A 16223-nucleotide genomic window follows, 5' to 3' on the forward strand; every position below is an offset into this window, starting at 1 on the left:
ATCAAGTCGCGTTGCTTGGGCCTTGGAGCTTACAGCGAACGCTTTAGCAGATTCGCCAGAATTGACGAGGCACAATGGCGTTCCTTTCAGGACCGCCCTGTGGGTGTCGCCCTGCAAGTAGTTCCGTAACTCAGCGACATCCGCGATTTTATCCCAGCCAATGACCCTTGTTTTCAAATTGCTTGCTGTCTTTCCGCTGTGGCTGCTGCATGGGCTGGGCTGGGGCGTGGGCTGGCTGGCGTTTTTGGGGTCTGCCACCTACCGCAAGCGTTTTTTTGCCAACGCGCGCCAAGCGGGATTGACCAGCGCCCAATTGCGGCGGGCCGTCGGCCAGTCGGGCCAACTGGCGGCCGAGCTGCCGCGGCTGTGGCTGGGCCGGCCGGTGGCCGTGCAATGGGTAGGGCGAGAGTATGTAGAAGCCGCACTGCAAGCTGGGCGCGGTGTGGTGTTTCTAACCCCGCACTTGGGCTGTTTCGAGATCACCGCGCAGGCCTATGCGCAACAATTTGGCCAGGGTGGGCAGCCCATCACCGTGCTGTTTCGTCCGCCGCGCCAGTCTTGGCTACGCGAGGTGGCCACCCGTTCTCGTGCCCGCCCCGGTATGCACACCGCGCCGACTACGCTGGCGGGCGTCAAACAGATGTTGAAAGCGCTGAAGGCGGGCCAATGCGTGGGCCTGCTGCCTGACCAGGTGCCGCCCCAGTCGCAGGGTGTGTGGGTGCCATTCTTTGGCAAGTCGGCCTACACCATGACATTGTCAGCGCGGCTGGCGCAGCAGACCGGTGCCAGTGTGTTGCTGGCCTGGGGCGAGCGCTTGTCCTGGGGGCGTGGCTATGTGGTGCATGTGCTGCCTTTGGGGCAGCCCTTGGACGAAGACCTGACGGCCGCCGCCGCACAGCTGAACGCGGCCATGGAATCCCTGATCGCGCAGTGCCCGCAACAATACCTGTGGGGCTATGCCCGCTACAAAACGCCGCGTGATGCGGCGTAACCGTTGGAGCTGAGCATTTGCCTATGTGGAGTCGTCTGGTCTTGCAGTGTCTGGTGGTGATTGGCTACTTGCCGTTGCCCGTGGTGCGGTTTCTGGGCGCCATTCTTGGGTGCGTGTTGTACGGCTTGGTGCCCTCTCGCCGAAGGGTGGTGCAGATCAACTTGGCGCTGTGCTTCCCGCACTGGAGCGCTGTTGAACGGCGGCGGCATGCGCTGCGCGCCTTTGTCTTCTTTGCCCAGGCGTGGATGGACCGGGGCTGGTTGTGGCATGCGTCTGCGTCGACCACGCTGCGCCGTTTGCGATTGGTGGGAGAGGTGGGCGCACTGTCGGGGGACGCGCCCACGGTGATTTTCGCGCCGCATTTTGTGGGGTTGGACGCGGGCTGGACCGCCTTGACCCAGCAGCTGCCGCGCCGTTTCACCACCATCTACACGGACCAGGCCAACAAGGTGGCGGACGCCTGGATCTTGGCGGGGCGCAAGCGCTATGGCCATGCGCGCCTGTTTGGCCGCATTGAGGGGGTCAAGCCCATCCTGGCGGGCCTCAAAGCCGGCGAGCCGTTGTACCTGCTGCCAGACATGAATTTCGGCCCCGAAGAGTCGGTGTTCGTGCCGTTCTACGGTGTGCCCGCGGCCACTGTGCCATCGCTCTCACGCTTCGCCCGACTGGGGCGTGCCCAGGTGATACCCGTGGTGACGCGGTTGACGGAGTACGGCTATGAGGTGCGCGTCTTACCCGCTTGGGACGATTTTCCGACGGGGGATTTGCTGGCGGACACGGCGCTGATGAACCAGCGTCTGGAAGGCTATATCAACGGCATGCCAGACCAGTACTACTGGGTGCACAAGCGGTTCAAGGATCGCCCCGCGGGCGAAGCCGCTCCGTACTAGGGCGGCAGGGTTGCGGACGCAGCCAAGCTGTGGGCAATCAAATGCTGCACCTGCGCTGGTTGCTCATGCACGATCCAGTGGCCAGCGTTTGGTACCTGGTGCAGCATCAGTTGGGGTACGTACTCGTCCAAGCCGTCCAGCAGTGCGGGCGGCAGGGCCCAGTCTTCCATGCCCCAGATCACGTGGGTGGGCACCTTCACGGTCAACATGCTGTGTGGCAACACGATGGCTAACGCAGCCGGGTCATGGGCTTGGGGAGGGCGCAGGGGTGAGGCCCGGTAGTAGTTGCACGCCCCTGTGAGCCCGTGGGACCACACCGCGCGGTATTGGTCTTGCACTGCGGGTGTGAGCCACGCAGGACGCTGGCCCGCAGGGCCCTTGGCGCTGAAAAATGGCCACAAGGCCGCGAAATCATTGGCTTCCAAATGGGCCTCTGCGGTGGGCAGAACCAGTGCGTTCATGTAAGCGCTGCTGGCCTGTTGCGCCGCGTTGGTTTTCAACTCGCGCAAGAATGTGCCAGGGTGGGGCGAGTTGAGGATGATGAGTTGCCGCACATGCTCTGGCAACTGATTGGCAAAGTTCCAGGCCACGGCACCGCCCCAGTCGTGGGCAATCAAAGCCGCCAGCGGGGTGTCCGCACCGGCCTCGATGCGCGCGAGGGCTGCAATGTCCTGTACCAAGTGTTTGGGGCGGTAGGCCTGCACGTCATCGGGGGCGCTGGAGCGCTCATACCCGCGCAGATTGGGGGCCACACAGCGGTAACCGCCGTGTTCAGTGCGGGCAAAGTGCTCCAGCAAAGCGTCCCAGACAAAAGCCCCTTCAGGGAAGCCGTGCAAAAACAGCAGCACTGGGCGCCCCCGTTCCCCAGCAGCCCGGCAACTCAGGGTAATCCCATGTTCCAGCGGCTGGAGAAAGGTTTCGATCATGCCTCGGCAGTGGGCTCTGCGGTGACCGCCGCGGGGGCGCCTGCGGGGTGGGCCCATTGCCATAGCAGCTGGGCCACGTCTTCCACGCCGATCCGTTTTGTGGCGGAGAACAATTTGACTTCGCCACCACCCGCCTGCAGCTTGGTGATGGACAGCACCTTGGCGGCCTCCATACGCGTCAACTTGTCGGCCTTGGTGAGGATGACCAGGAATTTCAGGCCTGCCTGTACGCGGGGGCGAATCACGTCCAACAAAATTTCGTCGAGCTCAGTCATGCCTTGGCGTGGGTCGCACATCAGCACGATGGCGTGCAGGTTCTTGCGGGTGACCAGGTAGTTGGCCATGACCTGTTGCCAGCGGATCTTGTCCTGCTTGGGCACAGCGGCGTAGCCGTAACCTGGTAAATCGGTTAGCACGGCATCGGTCACACCCTGTTTGCCCAAAGCAAACAGGTTGATGTGCTGGGTGCGGCCCGGTTTTTTGGAGGCAAAAGCCAGTTGCTTCTGCTGGGTCAGCGTATTGATGCAGGTGGATTTGCCCGCGTTGGAGCGGCCCACGAATGCAATTTCCGGCACATCCAGTTCGGGCAAAAAGTGCAGTTGGGGCGCCGTGGTGAGGAAGCGCGCCGTATGCAACCAACCCATGGCCACGACGGCGGGGGATTTGGCGGGAGCGTCGGCGACCGATTTAGCGGGCGGCGTGCCGGGTGGGTTTGAGGTGTTGGTCATTGATTTGAAAGGTAAACCCAGAGCCGCATTGTACTTAGACGCTAGTTTTACGGGGTCTACCAGGCCTGCTAAACAGCGAGGGCGGAAAACGCGCTGCAATCACTCGCTTAGCCACAGACTCCCCCACACCAAACACAGCACCAACCGATTTAATGGTGTGTCCACCCTCTACGAATAGCGCTATTAGCTGCTCTTCACGATCGGGGGTCAAGTGCGGACGCTGACCCCATTTCTTCCCCCTGGCCCTTGCCGCAGTCTGACCGGCTACCACGCGCTCGCGGATCATTGAACGCTCTAACTGCGCAACAGCACCGAGTATCTGGACCGTAAATTCACCAAGCGGCGTGGTGGTGTCAATCGGCTCTGTCAGCGACTTCACACAAGCCCCCGCAGCCTTCACGCTTGACATGATGTTGAGCAGGTCTATCAGGCCACGCGCCACGCGATCGAGCTTCCAGACTACGAGCACATCACCAACGACCAGCGACGAGAGCGCACGCCGCAATTCGGGACGCGGACCAGCGCCTGACGCCGACTCAAAGAAGACAGTCTTAACACCCGCAGCCTTCAACGCGTCGAGCTGCAGCGCGGTATCTTGCGCCGTAGTGGACACGCGGGCATAGCCGATCATTCGCACGTACGAAATCACCCCCTGCTATCTATTTTGTAGCTTAGTGTAACGGTGGTGGAGCTGGCTCTGTACAAAGCCAGTACGAACCGCGCTCGATGTCAACACGGTGCGACAGGATCACGTCGCCTTCACCGCACTCAAAGGCCATTTCGAGAATCTCCATCATGGACAGATTTGCAAAGTACATCGTGACCGGCTTTGGCAATTGCGTACCGTTTGACCTGCTGTAACGGTTTGATTCTTCGGGCGCTTCAGCGAAGTCCTTTATGATGTATTTGGAGACGTATGCAGCCATCTTCCCGAGCGACAGCGTTTCACGCCGAGGCGCACCAAACTTGCTCTTGCCACCCACGTAACACAGGCCGTTGTCAGTGCCAACAATGTCCCGCCAAATCCGCGTGCCAAGCTGCCATGCCTTGATCTTCACACCCTTGTACTCAGCGTGCAGGGGCAGCTTGTGCGTAGCGATGTGGACATGCATTGCACCCCGTTTTTGAGCCTCAAATGACGCGCAGTAGCGGAAGTCACCAAGTGCCTTTTTCATCCGCCGAACCCACTTCTCAAAGTGAGCTTTGCACAGGCCGCGATCGGTCTGGTTTTCCCTGTACGTCAGCGTCAGCATCTCATTGAAACCCTCAGCCTTAATCACGCGCCGGGCTGTGGTCTGTGCTCTGCTGGCCGAGCGCTTGAGATTGGCCTGCCTACGGTCCTCAGCGTCCTGCAGCTGCTGCAGGGATGGCTGGTCTGGGAAAAGGTCTAGAACGGGCTTGTAGGGCACCTCTTCCCAGTCAATCGTATTGCGGGCCGATATCTCCCGATGCCCATTGACTTCAAAGACACGAACAACCCATGACGTGGGGTTGTAGGAGCCCTCAAGCTGGATCGGATCGCCGAAACCAGTAATAATCTTTTTCATTGGTTCAACCTCTTTTTGAATCAGTCACTGGCCCGGGTGGACTGCAATCCACGCTGGGCCTTTTTTCGCGCCGGAAATACCGCTGTGTCGGAAAGTGTCCTAGTAATGAATTAGGGCCGCGCTGCGCGCGGCCCGTCCGCTGCGCTTTGGCCGGGCCGCACGCTCGCAACCGGGAGCCCGTGGGCGGAACATTTTTGCTTTGCTGGGGGTGAAGACGGCTACGCCGTTTTGTGTCTTAAGTGGCATTGGGAAGCGGAGCATTTGTGTTTTTCTGGGGGTGAGGACGGCTACGCCGTTTTGTGTCTTGCGTAGCAGCTCCAAAGGCAGGTTGTTTAGGCTTCGCCACATGGCCTAAAGGCCATCAGGAACGGTATTTGACGCAGTGGGGCCATCTGTCTATCAGTAAGAGGGCGCATAGGGCATTGGCGTCCTCGTGGACATGCTCAGGGCGAGGCCTTGGAGCCAACCTGCATAGCGATGGCCACCGGCACCGCTGCGGTTGACTGCTGTACCTGCACTGGTGTCGATACCGAGTGGTTCACCGGCTGTGCTGCATTGGTTGGCCCGGCCTGCCAGTCGACGAAGAAGCCGCGTTCCACGATCTGCACACACGTGGCCATCGGCACATCGATCTTTGTCCCCTGCTGGCTATAGCACTGACACCGCGGCTTCATGTGGACACAGGCCGCAGGGTAGGGCGCTGTTGTCGGTGCGGTCAGGCTGTCATACCGCGGCGCAGTCTGCGGCAAGCCCTCTATGCGCGGTTGATAGCTGGCTACCAGCTCAGCGGTCGTGGCAATGCGCTTTTCCGGGCCGCCATTGGCCTGTGTGGACTGGGCCGGGGGTGTAGGGACCTGCAGCGTACTGTGGGCCTCTGCGGGCTTTGCCTGCGGTTTGTCGGCCGGCTTCAATCGCAGGTAGGCCGCGAAGATGAGAATGACCATCCCCACCAAACACGCGATGCCGACGTACACCTGCTTGGGAATCTGTACGTTACCCGTGTGCAGCTCTGCGGACTGATACCAGTCATACACGTGCTTTGGCTGCTTGCGTGCCCATGACTGCGCGTTCTTTCCCGAACCGTCCTTCTCGCAATCGGTGCGTACCGCTGGCCACTGCAGCACCGTCGTTGTATCGCTCGCACCCCAGCGGCGCTTCAAGTGCTGGTGCCAGCCCGGCGCTGCGATCAACTTGCGCACAAACGCGTCGATGTTCATCGGGTGTTGCGTGAGCAGGAAGAAGTCAAACCCGCGTGCCCGATGCTCAGCCAGCATACGCACAGGCTCCGGCACCGGTGCGCTATTGGGGCGCAGCGGCAGGTCGTTGTGGCATTCATCGATCAGGAAGATCGTGCCATCGGGCTGGTCTTGCCAATCCTTGAATTCGATGACGCGCCATCCGAACTCAGCCAGCTTTTCGGGGTACATCTTGAATCGCGCGTTGATGCACACGGGCCGATTTGTCTCCAGCTGGAGCTTGCGCACGTCCTCAAGCGTGAACAGTGTTTTGCAGGAGCCATTGCCCCCGGTGCGAAGGTACAGCATTACTTTTTAGCCCATGCCTTCATGGTGTCGGACTGCATGCCCTGCAGGGTTGCCCGCACGATCATTGCCGAGAACACCATGGACACCATGCGACCCACGCCCAGCATCGACATGACTGCGATGACGGTCGGGTCCATTGCCAGCGCTGCGCTGACGAAATTGGTTTTGAGCCAGCCCATGGTGGTGTTGATGCCGACGTAGCTCACCACACCCAACCCCAACGCCGTCAGCACCCGGCTAACCAGCGACCCCGCGATGTTGAGCAGCGCGCCTGCTATCAATGCACCAAGCCACGGCATACGTTACCCCCTCATGACGATACGGGCGCACAGCAGGAACGTGCACGCCTGCATGACCAGCCCGATACGCGTTAACAGCGTGTTCATTTGCGACCATGGGATGGTCACGGACTGTCCCGCGATGCTGACCACTTGATCCTGCAACCCGGCACTTGCGCCCAGCACATCCGTTTGATCGAAGTTGCTTGCGCCGATGTTCACCGTGGCAGTGATATCCCCCGTCTGATCGCCCTGCGACTTTGCGGATTCCGTGGTGTATTTCGTAATCTCCGCCGAGCTAGGCGCAGTGGTCAACGCGCACTGTGTTTTGAACGTGAACGACGCCACTGCGCACTGGATCGCGTCACCGTCACAGCTGGACTGTGTGCCACATGTGCCGCTGCCGTAACTCGACGTTATGCAGACCGGCGCACGCGGGTTTGCTTTGCAATAGTCATCTTTGCTCTCAGTCTTCTTTTCCGTTGTTGTGCTGGGCACGCCATCGGGGCCGGTTGTCGTCGTGGCCTTTTCCGTGGTGCACATCGAACCGATGCACGTGGCCTTCTCATCTGTGCTGGTTGTAGTGGACCCACCGCCACCACTGGGCGTGGTCGTTGTCTCAGTTTTCTTGCCAGTCTCGACCGTTGCACCTGGGTCAGTACCAAGGGGTAAGCACACGTCGACGCCGTTCACTTGCCCGTACGTGCCCTTGCACGGCGTTGGTGTTGGACTTGTCTCCCCCACTGCAGGCGCTGGAGGGGTGCAGGTCCCGCCTGTGTAAGTCACCTCATGGGTACAGGTTTTAACGCCCGCTTTGACCACGCAGAAGCCCCCAGACACCTTTGCCGCACAACTAGACGCAGCACCATCGCTAGGACAGAACGACCCCCCGAATGTCGGCAGTGTCTTGAACCCCGTGAACAGATCCACACCGTCCTTTGCATCCGCACACTTTTGAACATTGCTGTTAACGCAGGCATTGCCGGATTGCGTGAACCCTGTGCCGCATGAGCACGTCGACCCGCTCAGCGTTGCGTCTGCAGGGCAGCTGTACGTGGCGGGGCTGCTGACCTCCACGAAATACACGTTGAACCAGAAGCCGCCGTTGTAGCCAATGGCGCACGCACCTGGTGTGCTGTATCCCACACCCAATGCCGTGATATTTGCGTAAGGCGTTGTCGACTGGTATTTCGCCGCTGCAGCGTTGCAGCCAGCATCCGCAGTTGCGTAGGGCCCGGCGAGGATCGTGGACCCACTGCTGTCCTTCACGGAATAGCCATCACCGCCACCGGTTTGTGTGGCCGGGAAGGACGCGTATGCACTGACGCACAGTGACAGCAACAGCGCCGCTATCAGTCGTTGAATACGAGCCATGCGCACCCCAGCATTGCAATGATTACGAACCAGCCCATGTGTGCCACTCCCTTTGATTCCATAAGCGACTGGGCGTCCCCAATCACCTACAGGATCAATCGATCAGGCCAGCGCTTTGCGAATCCAGTGCCATGCCTTGATGCCCAGCTCCATGAGGAATTTGGAGCTAGCCACGAGGCCCATGGTGACGCCTGCAGCCGCGATGTAAGTCACGATGTTGGCGCCATCGGGTGGCGTGGGATCGACCGCGAATGCAGGCAGTGCAACAGTGCCCATAGCGACCACGAGGGCAGCGACCAATGTCTTCAATTTCATATTCACTCTCTTTCAATGGTTAAGGTTTCGCCGTCTGAATTGATGGCCTTTGAGAGCAGTCGGTAGACCACTCCTATGGACCACACCGCGATGACGGCAATCGCGATTTCCGCGCCTTGCTCGGGGGTGATGTCGAGCAGAGGGTGTGAGAGCTGCAGGACTACGGTGCAGGGCGACACCGTGCAGGTGATTACGGTGTCAGCCATGGCCGTTTAAGCGCCTACTGCAGGGGTCGCGGCCGCGCGGGATGCCGGGGTCTTGGTGACCTCAGTAAGGGCCTGCAGGGCGTTTTCAAGGCGTCCGGTTTTGTAGTGGCGTTCCCACTTGAAAACTGCGTCATAAAGGCCGGGCTTGACCTTGCCGATCAGATCGCGAGGGACGCCCAATGGACCGACCACTACGGGCTGGCCAGCGTCATCGAGGATGACTGTTTCAGCGTCCTGCACTTGGAAGGTGCCACCGGCTTTTGTGGGCAGGTCGCGGATTTCGTTGACGAGAAGAATTTGGATTTTTGGCATGTTGACTTTCGATTGGTTAATTGATTGACGCCGTGTAAGCACGGCCACAGGCCCACTGCTGGAATGGGCTAGTGGCTGTGCTCATGCGACGACTTGGACGGCCTCACACCGATACATGACCAGCAGCGTGTTTGGAAGCACGCGGCCAGAGATCGACATGACTTTGCAATAGCAGTACCCGCGATTGGTCTTGCTCACGACGTAGCGCAGGCCGTGAAAGGAGATGGTTACGCCGCGTTTGACCAAGCGGTCATTCATATCGAGGTTGGAGAGGCGGGCGCTAGACTTTCGTGACAACAAGGAGGGACCAGTAATGGCCGTTGAATTCGTTACCAGCGCACTTGTCAGCTCGTGCGGCAAGGTAGGACAAATCTGCATCGCATCGAGCGTGGTCTGGGGGGTTGCCGTGCTACTGGCACTTGGCGTAATCAAAGGACTGATCGTGTTCTTTGGCGCAAAGCCGGAACCGGTGTCCTGGCAATCGGGGGGAGGGAGAGAACCTGCACCCGAGGGCTTCAAGTGGGTGCTGGTGTCTGAGAAAGAACTACGGGGCTGATTGGTGCCCACCCGTGGGCCGGAGAGACCGGGAGTCGTCAAACTGGACGGCCCCTCTTTTGCACCCACGGGAGGACAACTGTTGCGCCGCGCCTTGCGGTCAGCATCGAATTCACTCAACAGCTCAGCGAGACCATCATTGAGCTCACTGAGCGCGGCATTGGCCGCGGCGCATGGGTTTTGCATGGTTGACGACTCCAGTTGTTGACGAAAAATCAATAAATGGATTAAACGTCAACATTTGATCTTTCGTCAACTTATTTTTTGACCTTTGGTCATAAACTGACTTCACGTCAACAAGGAGCGACCATGCCCAACACGATGGAACTGCTAAACCGAGCACTCGAAAACAAGCGCGCCGTCCGCTGGTGTGAAGAGATGCATCTCGACCCGAGTGCTATCACTCAGGCACGTAAGCGCGGGAAGCTAAGCCCCACCATGGCGGCACACATGGCGATGGGTATTGGCGAAGACCCAATCAAGTGGGCAGCAATCGCGGGCATTGAGGGCGACACGTACAACCCCGAGTTGAAGGCACGCGTGCTGGCTCAATTTGAAACAAGCGCCGCACTGTAGAATGGCGCTGTTTTGCTCACCAGACACAACATCCCTATGAAGTTGATTGCCCACATGTTTTTCGCGGCCGCCGTTGCCGTTATTTCTGTTTCTTCCTTTGCGGAAGAAGCCAAGCACGAGGCCGCCAAGGTGGTGAAGCCTGAGTTGGCAAAGGGCGAGGCAAGCTTCGGCGCGGTATGCGCCGCCTGCCACGGTGCAGATGGCAATTCGGGCACGCCCGCATATCCCAAGCTGGCGCAGCAACACCCTGAATACCTGGTCAAGCAATTGCAAGAGTTCAAGTCCGACAAGCGCAACAACGCGGTCATGAAGGGCTTTGCCTCGGCATTGAGCGACGAGGACATGAAAAACATTGCCTACTGGGTGACCTCTAAAAAGGCCAAGCCCGGATTCGCCAAAGACAAGGAATTGGTGTCCTTGGGTGAACGCATTTACCGCGGCGGCATTGCTGACCGCCAGGTGCCAGCCTGCGCTGGCTGCCACAGCCCCAACGGTGCTGGCATTCCCTCGCAATACCCCCGTTTGAGCGGCCAACATGCGGATTACGCTGTGGCCCAGCTGACAGCCTTCCGCGATGGCGTGCGCAAGAACAGCGTGCAAATGACCCAGGTGGCGGCCAAGATGAACGATCGCGAGATCAAGGCCGTAGCCGATTACGTGGCGGGCTTGCGTTAAACCCGGGGAAGACTTCACGGGTTCTGCGGAACCAAAGCGCGTGAATTCACCCTAACTGGGCGGGACCATCCTCCGATGGCCTGCCTTTTTTTTTGAGTTATTGCCTCTGCCTGTATGACTGTCTCCACCGAAGGTTTTGAATTGCGATCCGGCTCGCGCACCTGGCGCGCCGCGGTGGAGTTGCTGTCGTCCATGCGGTTCTCCATCTCCTTGCTGACGGTGATTTGCATCGCCTCGGTGATTGGTACCGTGCTCAAGCAGCATGAGCCACTGAACAACTACGTGAACCAGTTCGGCCCTTTCTGGACCGAATTTTTTGGTGCCGTGAGCTTGTACAACGTTTATAGCGCGTGGTGGTTTCTGCTGATCCTGGGCTTTTTGGTGCTGAGCACGTCGCTGTGTGTAATCCGTAACACCCCCAAGATCATCAGCGACCTGAAGTCCTACAAGGAAAATATCCGCGAGCAAAGCCTCAAGGCCTTTGGCCACCGTGCCCAGGCCACGTTGCAAGAGGCCGCGGAACCAGCGGCTCACCGCATTGGCCAGTTACTGGTCAGCGGTGGCTGGCGCGTAAAGCTGCAGCAGCGCGAGACGCCCAGTGGCCCAGGCTGGATGGTGGCGGCCAAGGCTGGCGCGGTGAACAAGGTCGGCTACATCGCCGCGCACAGCGCCATCGTGCTGGTGTGCCTGGGTGGGTTACTGGATGGGGATCTGATTGTGCGTGCGCAAATGCTGCTGGGGGGCAAAACGCCCTACACCGGTGGCGGCATGATTGCCGATGTGGCGCCCCAGCATCGGCTCAGTGAACGCAACCCTACGTTCCGCGCCAATTTGCTGGTGGCTGAAGGTACCCAGTCCAGCACGGCCATCGTGAATCAGTCAGACGGCATTCTGTTGCAGGAGCTGCCTTTTGCGGTGGAACTCAAGAAGTTCATCGTGGAGTATTACTCCACCGGCATGCCCAAGTTGTTTGCCAGTGACATCGTGATCCACGACAAGGAGACGGGAGAGACCATCCCGGCGCGCGTGGAGGTGAATCATCCTGCGAGTTACCGCGGTGTCGAGATTTACCAGTCCAGTTTTGACGATGGTGGCTCCAGCCTGCGTTTGCATTCGGTCTCGCTGAACGGTCAGGTGCAACCCTTTGAGTTGGAGGGCACCGTGGGCGGTGCCTCGCAGCTGACCAAGGGGGTTGGTGCGGAGGCATTGACGGTGGAGTACACCGGGTTGCGCGTCATCAACGTGGAGAATTTTGCAGGCGATCCTGCGGCGGGCACGGATGTGCGTGCGGTGGATCTGCGGTCGGCCATGGATGCCCAGTTAGGCGCAGCCAACAAGACCAAAGACAAGAAGAACTTGCGCAATGTGGGACCCAGCGTGAGCTACAAGCTGCGCGATGCGGCGGGCCAGGCGCGCGAATTCAACAACTACATGTTGCCCGTGGACATGGGCGATGGCGTGCCGCTGTTTTTGCTGGGCATGCGCGAAAGCCCCGCGGAACCATTTCGCTACTTACGCATACCTGCCGACGAGAAGGGGTCGCCGGATGAGTTTGTGCGGCTCAGCAATGCCCTCTCCGATGCCAGCTTGCGGGCCAAGGCAGTGCAGCGTTATGCGGCCAAGGCCGTGGACACCAAGCGCCCTGAGTTGGCGCAGCAATTGAGTGCCTCCGCCGCACGCGCGCTGGCCCTCTTCGCTGGCGTGGAGAGCCGCAACTCTGCCAAGCCCGTAGCGGGCTTGCAGGCCATTGCAGATTTCATCGAGGCCAATGTCCCCGAGGCCGAGCGCAACAAGGCGGGCGAGGTCTTGGTGCGCATTCTCAACGGCACGCTGTTTGAGTTGGAGCTGGTGGCGCGTGAAAAAGCAGGGCTGCCCGCGTTCGAGCCCGATGCGCGTGGCCAAGCCTTTATGACGCAGGCCGTGCTGGCGCTCAGCGATGTGCCGCTGTACCCTGCACCGGTGGCGCTGATGCTGTCGGACTTCACGCAGGTGCAGGCCAGTGTTTTCCAGGTGGCACGCGCTCCCGGCAAGACCGTGGTCTATCTGGGCTGTGCCTTGCTGATTTTGGGTGTTTTTGCCATGCTCTATGTGCGGGAGCGGCGGCTGTGGGTGTGGTTGGCACCGGATACCCAGTCGCCTGGACATGTTCAGGCGACGATGGCGCTGTCGACCAACCGCAAGACCATGGATGGAGACCGGGAGTTCGAGCATTTGAAATCCCGCTTGTTAGGTTTGAAGGACTCTGAATGACTACGATTTCTGGCAATAGCGCCACGGCAACCCCGGGCGCAAGCGTGACGTTGAACGTTGGTTACTTCGACCAGCGGGCCTGGGGCGAGTGGCTGTTTGCACTCCTTGTGGTGGCAGGCGGCGTGTTTGCCCTGGGCCGCTACCACGAGAGCATGGATGTCTATGAAAAAGGCATCTTGCTGGCCGCCATGCCCGCGGCTATCTGGATGGGATGGTTCTGGCGGCCGTTGCAGGTGCTGATGCTGACGGTGGCAGGCCTGTCGCTGCTGGGCATTGCGTCCTACCAGGGTACGCTGGAGAGGGCCGAGACGGTGTTCTGGCTCAAGTACTTCCTGTCCAGCCAATCGGCCATTCTGTGGATGAGCATGCTGTTTTTCATGGCCACCGCCTTTTACTGGATTGGCGTATTTGCCAAGGGCCGGGCCGATGGGGTGGAGAGCGTGGCCTCGCGTTTGGTGTGGGCTGCGGTGACGTTGGCGTTGACCGGCACCATGGTGCGCTGGTACGAGAGCTACCTGTTGGGTGCCGACATCGGCCACATCCCGGTCAGCAATTTGTACGAAGTGTTTGTGCTGTTCTGCTGGTTGACTGCCACCTTCTACCTGTACTTTGAAGCCCAGTACAAAACCCGTGCCATGGGTGCGTTTGTGATGCTGGTGGTTAGTGCGGCCGTTGGTTTTTTGCTCTGGTACACGGTGGTGCGCCAAGCGCATGAAATTCAGCCCCTGGTGCCTGCACTGAAAAGCTGGTGGATGAAGCTGCATGTGCCGGCCAACTTCATTGGCTATGGCACGTTTGCCCTGGCGGCGATGGTGGCGTTTGCCTACCTGATCAAACAGCAGGCCACAGAGTCGCGCTGGTACAAGCTGGCACCACTGTGGTTGCTGGGTGTGGTGCTGTGCTTTGAGCCCATCGTGTTTCGCAAGTCGGCCGTGGGTGGTATGAGCGACTACTGGGCGGTGTACTTTGGTGTTTCTGCGCTGATCGTGGCCAGCATCCTGTTTGGCCGCAAGCGCCTGGCGGCCAAGCTGCCGAGCTTTGAGGTGCTGGATGACGTGATGTACAAGTCCATTGCCGTGGGCTTCGCCTTCTTCACCATTGCCACCGTGTTGGGCGCGCTGTGGGCAGCTGAGGCCTGGGGCGGTTACTGGAGCTGGGACCCGAAAGAGACCTGGGCCCTGATCGTCTGGCTCAATTACGCAGCCTGGCTGCACATGCGCCTGATGAAGGGCCTGCGCGGCACCGTGGCGGCCTGGTGGGCGCTGGGTGGCCTGGCGGTGACCACCTTTGCCTTCATCGGCGTGAATATGTTCCTCAGCGGATTGCACAGCTACGGAACTTTGTAAGAAAAAGCACTGTCGGACGACCAACGACCACAACAGGAGTCCCCATGCTGATCAAAACCCGGAACGACGGCTTTCAACACGCCGTCAGCAGTGACATCACCCCGCTACGGGCTTACGAAGGTCGTCGTGCATTGCTCAAGCAGATGGCATTGGGGGTAGCCGGGGCAGGGATGGCCAGCTGGGCATCGCGCCAAGCCCTGGCCGAAGGCAGCACCTGGGGGGATCGTCCCGGCAAGCTCGCACCGCTGGCCTCCAAACCCTCTGCTGTGGCGGCAGCGCTGGCCATGGAGAAAGTGACGGCCTACAAAGACGCTACCTCGTACAACAACTACTACGAATTCGGCACCGACAAGGCCGACCCCGGCGTCAATGCCCACACCCTGAAGACATCGCCCTGGTCGGTCGAGATCGAAGGGCTGGTGAAGAAGCCCGGCAAGTTGGCACTGGAAGATCTGCTCAAGCTCAGCCCCATGGAAGAGCGCATTTACCGCCTGCGCTGCGTGGAGGGCTGGTCCATGGTGATTCCTTGGGTGGGCTACTCGCTGGCCGAACTCATCAAGAAGGTGGAGCCGCTGGGCAATGCCAAATACGTGGAGTTTGTGACCCTGGCCGACCCCAAGACCATGCCGTTTGTGGGATCCCGCGTTCTGGACTGGCCGTACACCGAAGGCCTGCGCCTGGACGAAGCCATGCACCCGCTGACGCTGCTGAGCTTTGGCATGTATGGCGAAGTGCTGCCCAACCAGAGCGGCGCGCCGGTGCGCCTGGTGGTGCCTTGGAAATACGGATTCAAGAGCGGCAAGAGCATTGTCAAAATCCGCTTCACCGAGAAGCAGCCTGGCACGGCCTGGAACAAGGCCGCGGCCAACGAGTACGGTTTCTACTCCAACGTGAACCCCAATGTGGACCACCCGCGGTGGAGCCAGGCGACCGAGCGCCGCATTGGCGAAGACGGCCTGTTTGCCAAAAAACGCAAGACCCTGATGTTCAACGGCTACGAGGCCCAAGTGGGGCAACTGTACGCCGGTATGGACCTCAAAAAGTTTTACTGAACCGTGGCGTCCGTGAACTCTTGGCTAGCCCACCGAGCGGCTAAGCCGGTGGTGTTTTGCCTTGCCGCCTTGCCGCTGGTCTGGCTGGTATATGCGGCGTTTGCCGATCGTCTGGGCGCCAATCCTGCCGAAGCACTGGTGCGTGCCACCGGTGACTGGACGCTGCGCGCACTGTGTGTGGTGTTGACCGTCACACCGCTGCGCACCATCGCCGGCTGGCCCTCACTGGCCAGGTTGCGGCGCATGCTAGGCCTGTGGACGTTCGCCTACGCGGTGCTGCATATGCTGTCGTACAGTTGGTTCGACATGGGGTTGGATGTGGCCGATATTGCGGCCGACATCGCAAAGCGGCCATTCATTCTGGTGGGCTTTACCGCGTTGCTGCTGCTAACTGCGCTGGCAGCCACCTCATTCAACCGTGTGATCAAGGCCATGGGTGCCAAGCGCTGGCAGGCCCTGCACCGCGCGGTCTATGCGGTGGCCGGGCTGGCCATTCTGCATTTCTTCTGGATGCGGGCTGGCAAGCACAACTTTGCCGAGGTGGCGGTGTATGCCGCTATTCTGGGTGTCTTGCTGGGTTGGCGTGTGCTGCGTTTCATAGAGAAAAAGCAGCGCTAGCCCCCGTGGGATATGCGCGAGTAGCTATTAAATCAGTAGC

The 16223-nt window shown here is 59.9% G+C and carries 19 protein-coding genes; 8 read left to right on the plus strand and 11 right to left on the minus strand.

Annotation, left to right across the window (positions count from 1 at the left end):
• The first annotated feature begins 160 nt into the window (after window positions 1–160).
• A complete protein-coding gene (locus AC097R_RS06335; RefSeq protein WP_479596773.1) occupies window positions 161–991 on the plus strand; it encodes a lysophospholipid acyltransferase family protein in 831 nt (276 codons plus the stop codon).
• 23 nt (window positions 992–1014) lie between these two features.
• A complete protein-coding gene (locus AC097R_RS06340) occupies window positions 1015–1881 on the plus strand; it encodes an LpxL/LpxP family acyltransferase (protein WP_479596775.1) in 867 nt (288 codons plus the stop codon).
• On the opposite strand, the gene AC097R_RS06345 is transcribed toward AC097R_RS06340, so the two are convergent.
• The 11 genes from AC097R_RS06345 to AC097R_RS06395 form a co-directional block, all read right to left on the minus strand.
• The gene (locus AC097R_RS06345; RefSeq protein ID WP_479596777.1) at window positions 1878–2807 is read right to left on the minus strand and encodes an alpha/beta fold hydrolase; all 930 of its coding nucleotides are present in this window, start codon (window positions 2805–2807) and stop codon (window positions 1878–1880) included. The two genes, AC097R_RS06340 and AC097R_RS06345, sit on opposite strands and share 4 nt — an antisense overlap.
• Window positions 2804–3535, minus strand: coding sequence for a ribosome biogenesis GTP-binding protein YihA/YsxC (yihA, locus tag AC097R_RS06350; RefSeq protein ID WP_479596779.1), 732 nt, complete (start codon window positions 3533–3535; stop codon window positions 2804–2806). Before yihA ends, AC097R_RS06345 begins: the two co-directional genes overlap by 4 nt.
• A 34-nt stretch (window positions 3536–3569) precedes the next feature.
• Window positions 3570–4166, minus strand: coding sequence for a recombinase family protein (locus tag AC097R_RS06355; protein ID WP_479596781.1), 597 nt, complete (start codon window positions 4164–4166; stop codon window positions 3570–3572).
• 40 nt (window positions 4167–4206) lie between these two features.
• Window positions 4207–5082, minus strand: a complete 876-nt coding sequence (locus AC097R_RS06360) for a rolling circle replication-associated protein (protein WP_479596784.1) — start codon at window positions 5080–5082, stop codon at window positions 4207–4209.
• Window positions 5083–5525: 443 nt separating this feature from the next.
• Window positions 5526–6626, minus strand: a complete 1101-nt coding sequence (locus tag AC097R_RS06365) for a zonular occludens toxin domain-containing protein (protein WP_479596786.1) — start codon at window positions 6624–6626, stop codon at window positions 5526–5528.
• Entirely contained in the window at window positions 6626–6925 is a 300-nt protein-coding gene (locus AC097R_RS06370) for a DUF2523 domain-containing protein (protein WP_479596788.1), read from the minus strand. The genes AC097R_RS06365 and AC097R_RS06370 overlap by 1 nt, the downstream gene beginning before the upstream one ends.
• A gap of 3 nt (window positions 6926–6928) precedes the next feature.
• On the minus strand, window positions 6929–8278 hold the full coding sequence (locus AC097R_RS06375; protein WP_479596792.1) for a hypothetical protein: 1350 nt from the start codon (window positions 8276–8278) through the stop codon (window positions 6929–6931).
• A gap of 102 nt (window positions 8279–8380) precedes the next feature.
• The gene (locus AC097R_RS06380) at window positions 8381–8593 is read right to left on the minus strand and encodes a hypothetical protein (protein WP_479596795.1); all 213 of its coding nucleotides are present in this window, start codon (window positions 8591–8593) and stop codon (window positions 8381–8383) included.
• A gap of 2 nt (window positions 8594–8595) precedes the next feature.
• Entirely contained in the window at window positions 8596–8799 is a 204-nt protein-coding gene (locus tag AC097R_RS06385) for a hypothetical protein (RefSeq protein ID WP_479596797.1), read from the minus strand.
• A gap of 6 nt (window positions 8800–8805) precedes the next feature.
• On the minus strand, window positions 8806–9111 hold the full coding sequence (locus AC097R_RS06390; RefSeq protein ID WP_479596799.1) for a hypothetical protein: 306 nt from the start codon (window positions 9109–9111) through the stop codon (window positions 8806–8808).
• Between the two features lie 81 nt (window positions 9112–9192).
• Window positions 9193–9852 carry a hypothetical protein gene (locus tag AC097R_RS06395; protein WP_479596801.1) on the minus strand — a complete coding sequence of 220 codons (660 nt, stop codon included), beginning with the start codon at window positions 9850–9852 and terminating at the stop codon, window positions 9193–9195.
• 123 nt (window positions 9853–9975) lie between these two features.
• Here AC097R_RS06395 and AC097R_RS06400 point away from each other — a divergent pair, with 123 nt between their 5' ends.
• The 6 genes from AC097R_RS06400 (at window position 9976) to AC097R_RS06425 (ending at window position 16183) form a co-directional block, all read left to right on the plus strand.
• Window positions 9976–10242, plus strand: a complete 267-nt coding sequence (locus AC097R_RS06400; RefSeq protein WP_479596803.1) for a hypothetical protein — start codon at window positions 9976–9978, stop codon at window positions 10240–10242.
• 36 nt (window positions 10243–10278) lie between these two features.
• Window positions 10279–10917, plus strand: coding sequence for a c-type cytochrome (locus AC097R_RS06405; protein WP_479596805.1), 639 nt, complete (start codon window positions 10279–10281; stop codon window positions 10915–10917).
• 114 nt (window positions 10918–11031) lie between these two features.
• Window positions 11032–13167, plus strand: a complete 2136-nt coding sequence (locus tag AC097R_RS06410; RefSeq protein WP_479596807.1) for a cytochrome c biogenesis protein ResB — start codon at window positions 11032–11034, stop codon at window positions 13165–13167.
• Window positions 13164–14513, plus strand: a complete 1350-nt coding sequence (ccsB, locus tag AC097R_RS06415) for a c-type cytochrome biogenesis protein CcsB (RefSeq protein WP_479596809.1) — start codon at window positions 13164–13166, stop codon at window positions 14511–14513. The genes AC097R_RS06410 and ccsB overlap by 4 nt, the downstream gene beginning before the upstream one ends.
• Window positions 14514–14557: 44 nt before the next feature.
• Window positions 14558–15565, plus strand: coding sequence for a protein-methionine-sulfoxide reductase catalytic subunit MsrP (gene msrP, locus AC097R_RS06420; RefSeq protein WP_479596811.1), 1008 nt, complete (start codon window positions 14558–14560; stop codon window positions 15563–15565).
• A 12-nt stretch (window positions 15566–15577) separates the two neighbouring features.
• On the plus strand, window positions 15578–16183 hold the full coding sequence (locus tag AC097R_RS06425) for a protein-methionine-sulfoxide reductase heme-binding subunit MsrQ (RefSeq protein ID WP_479596813.1): 606 nt from the start codon (window positions 15578–15580) through the stop codon (window positions 16181–16183).
• Window positions 16184–16223 lie beyond the last annotated feature (40 nt).

The sequence above is a fragment of the Rhodoferax sp. ZS1R25 genome, from assembly GCF_056521335.1.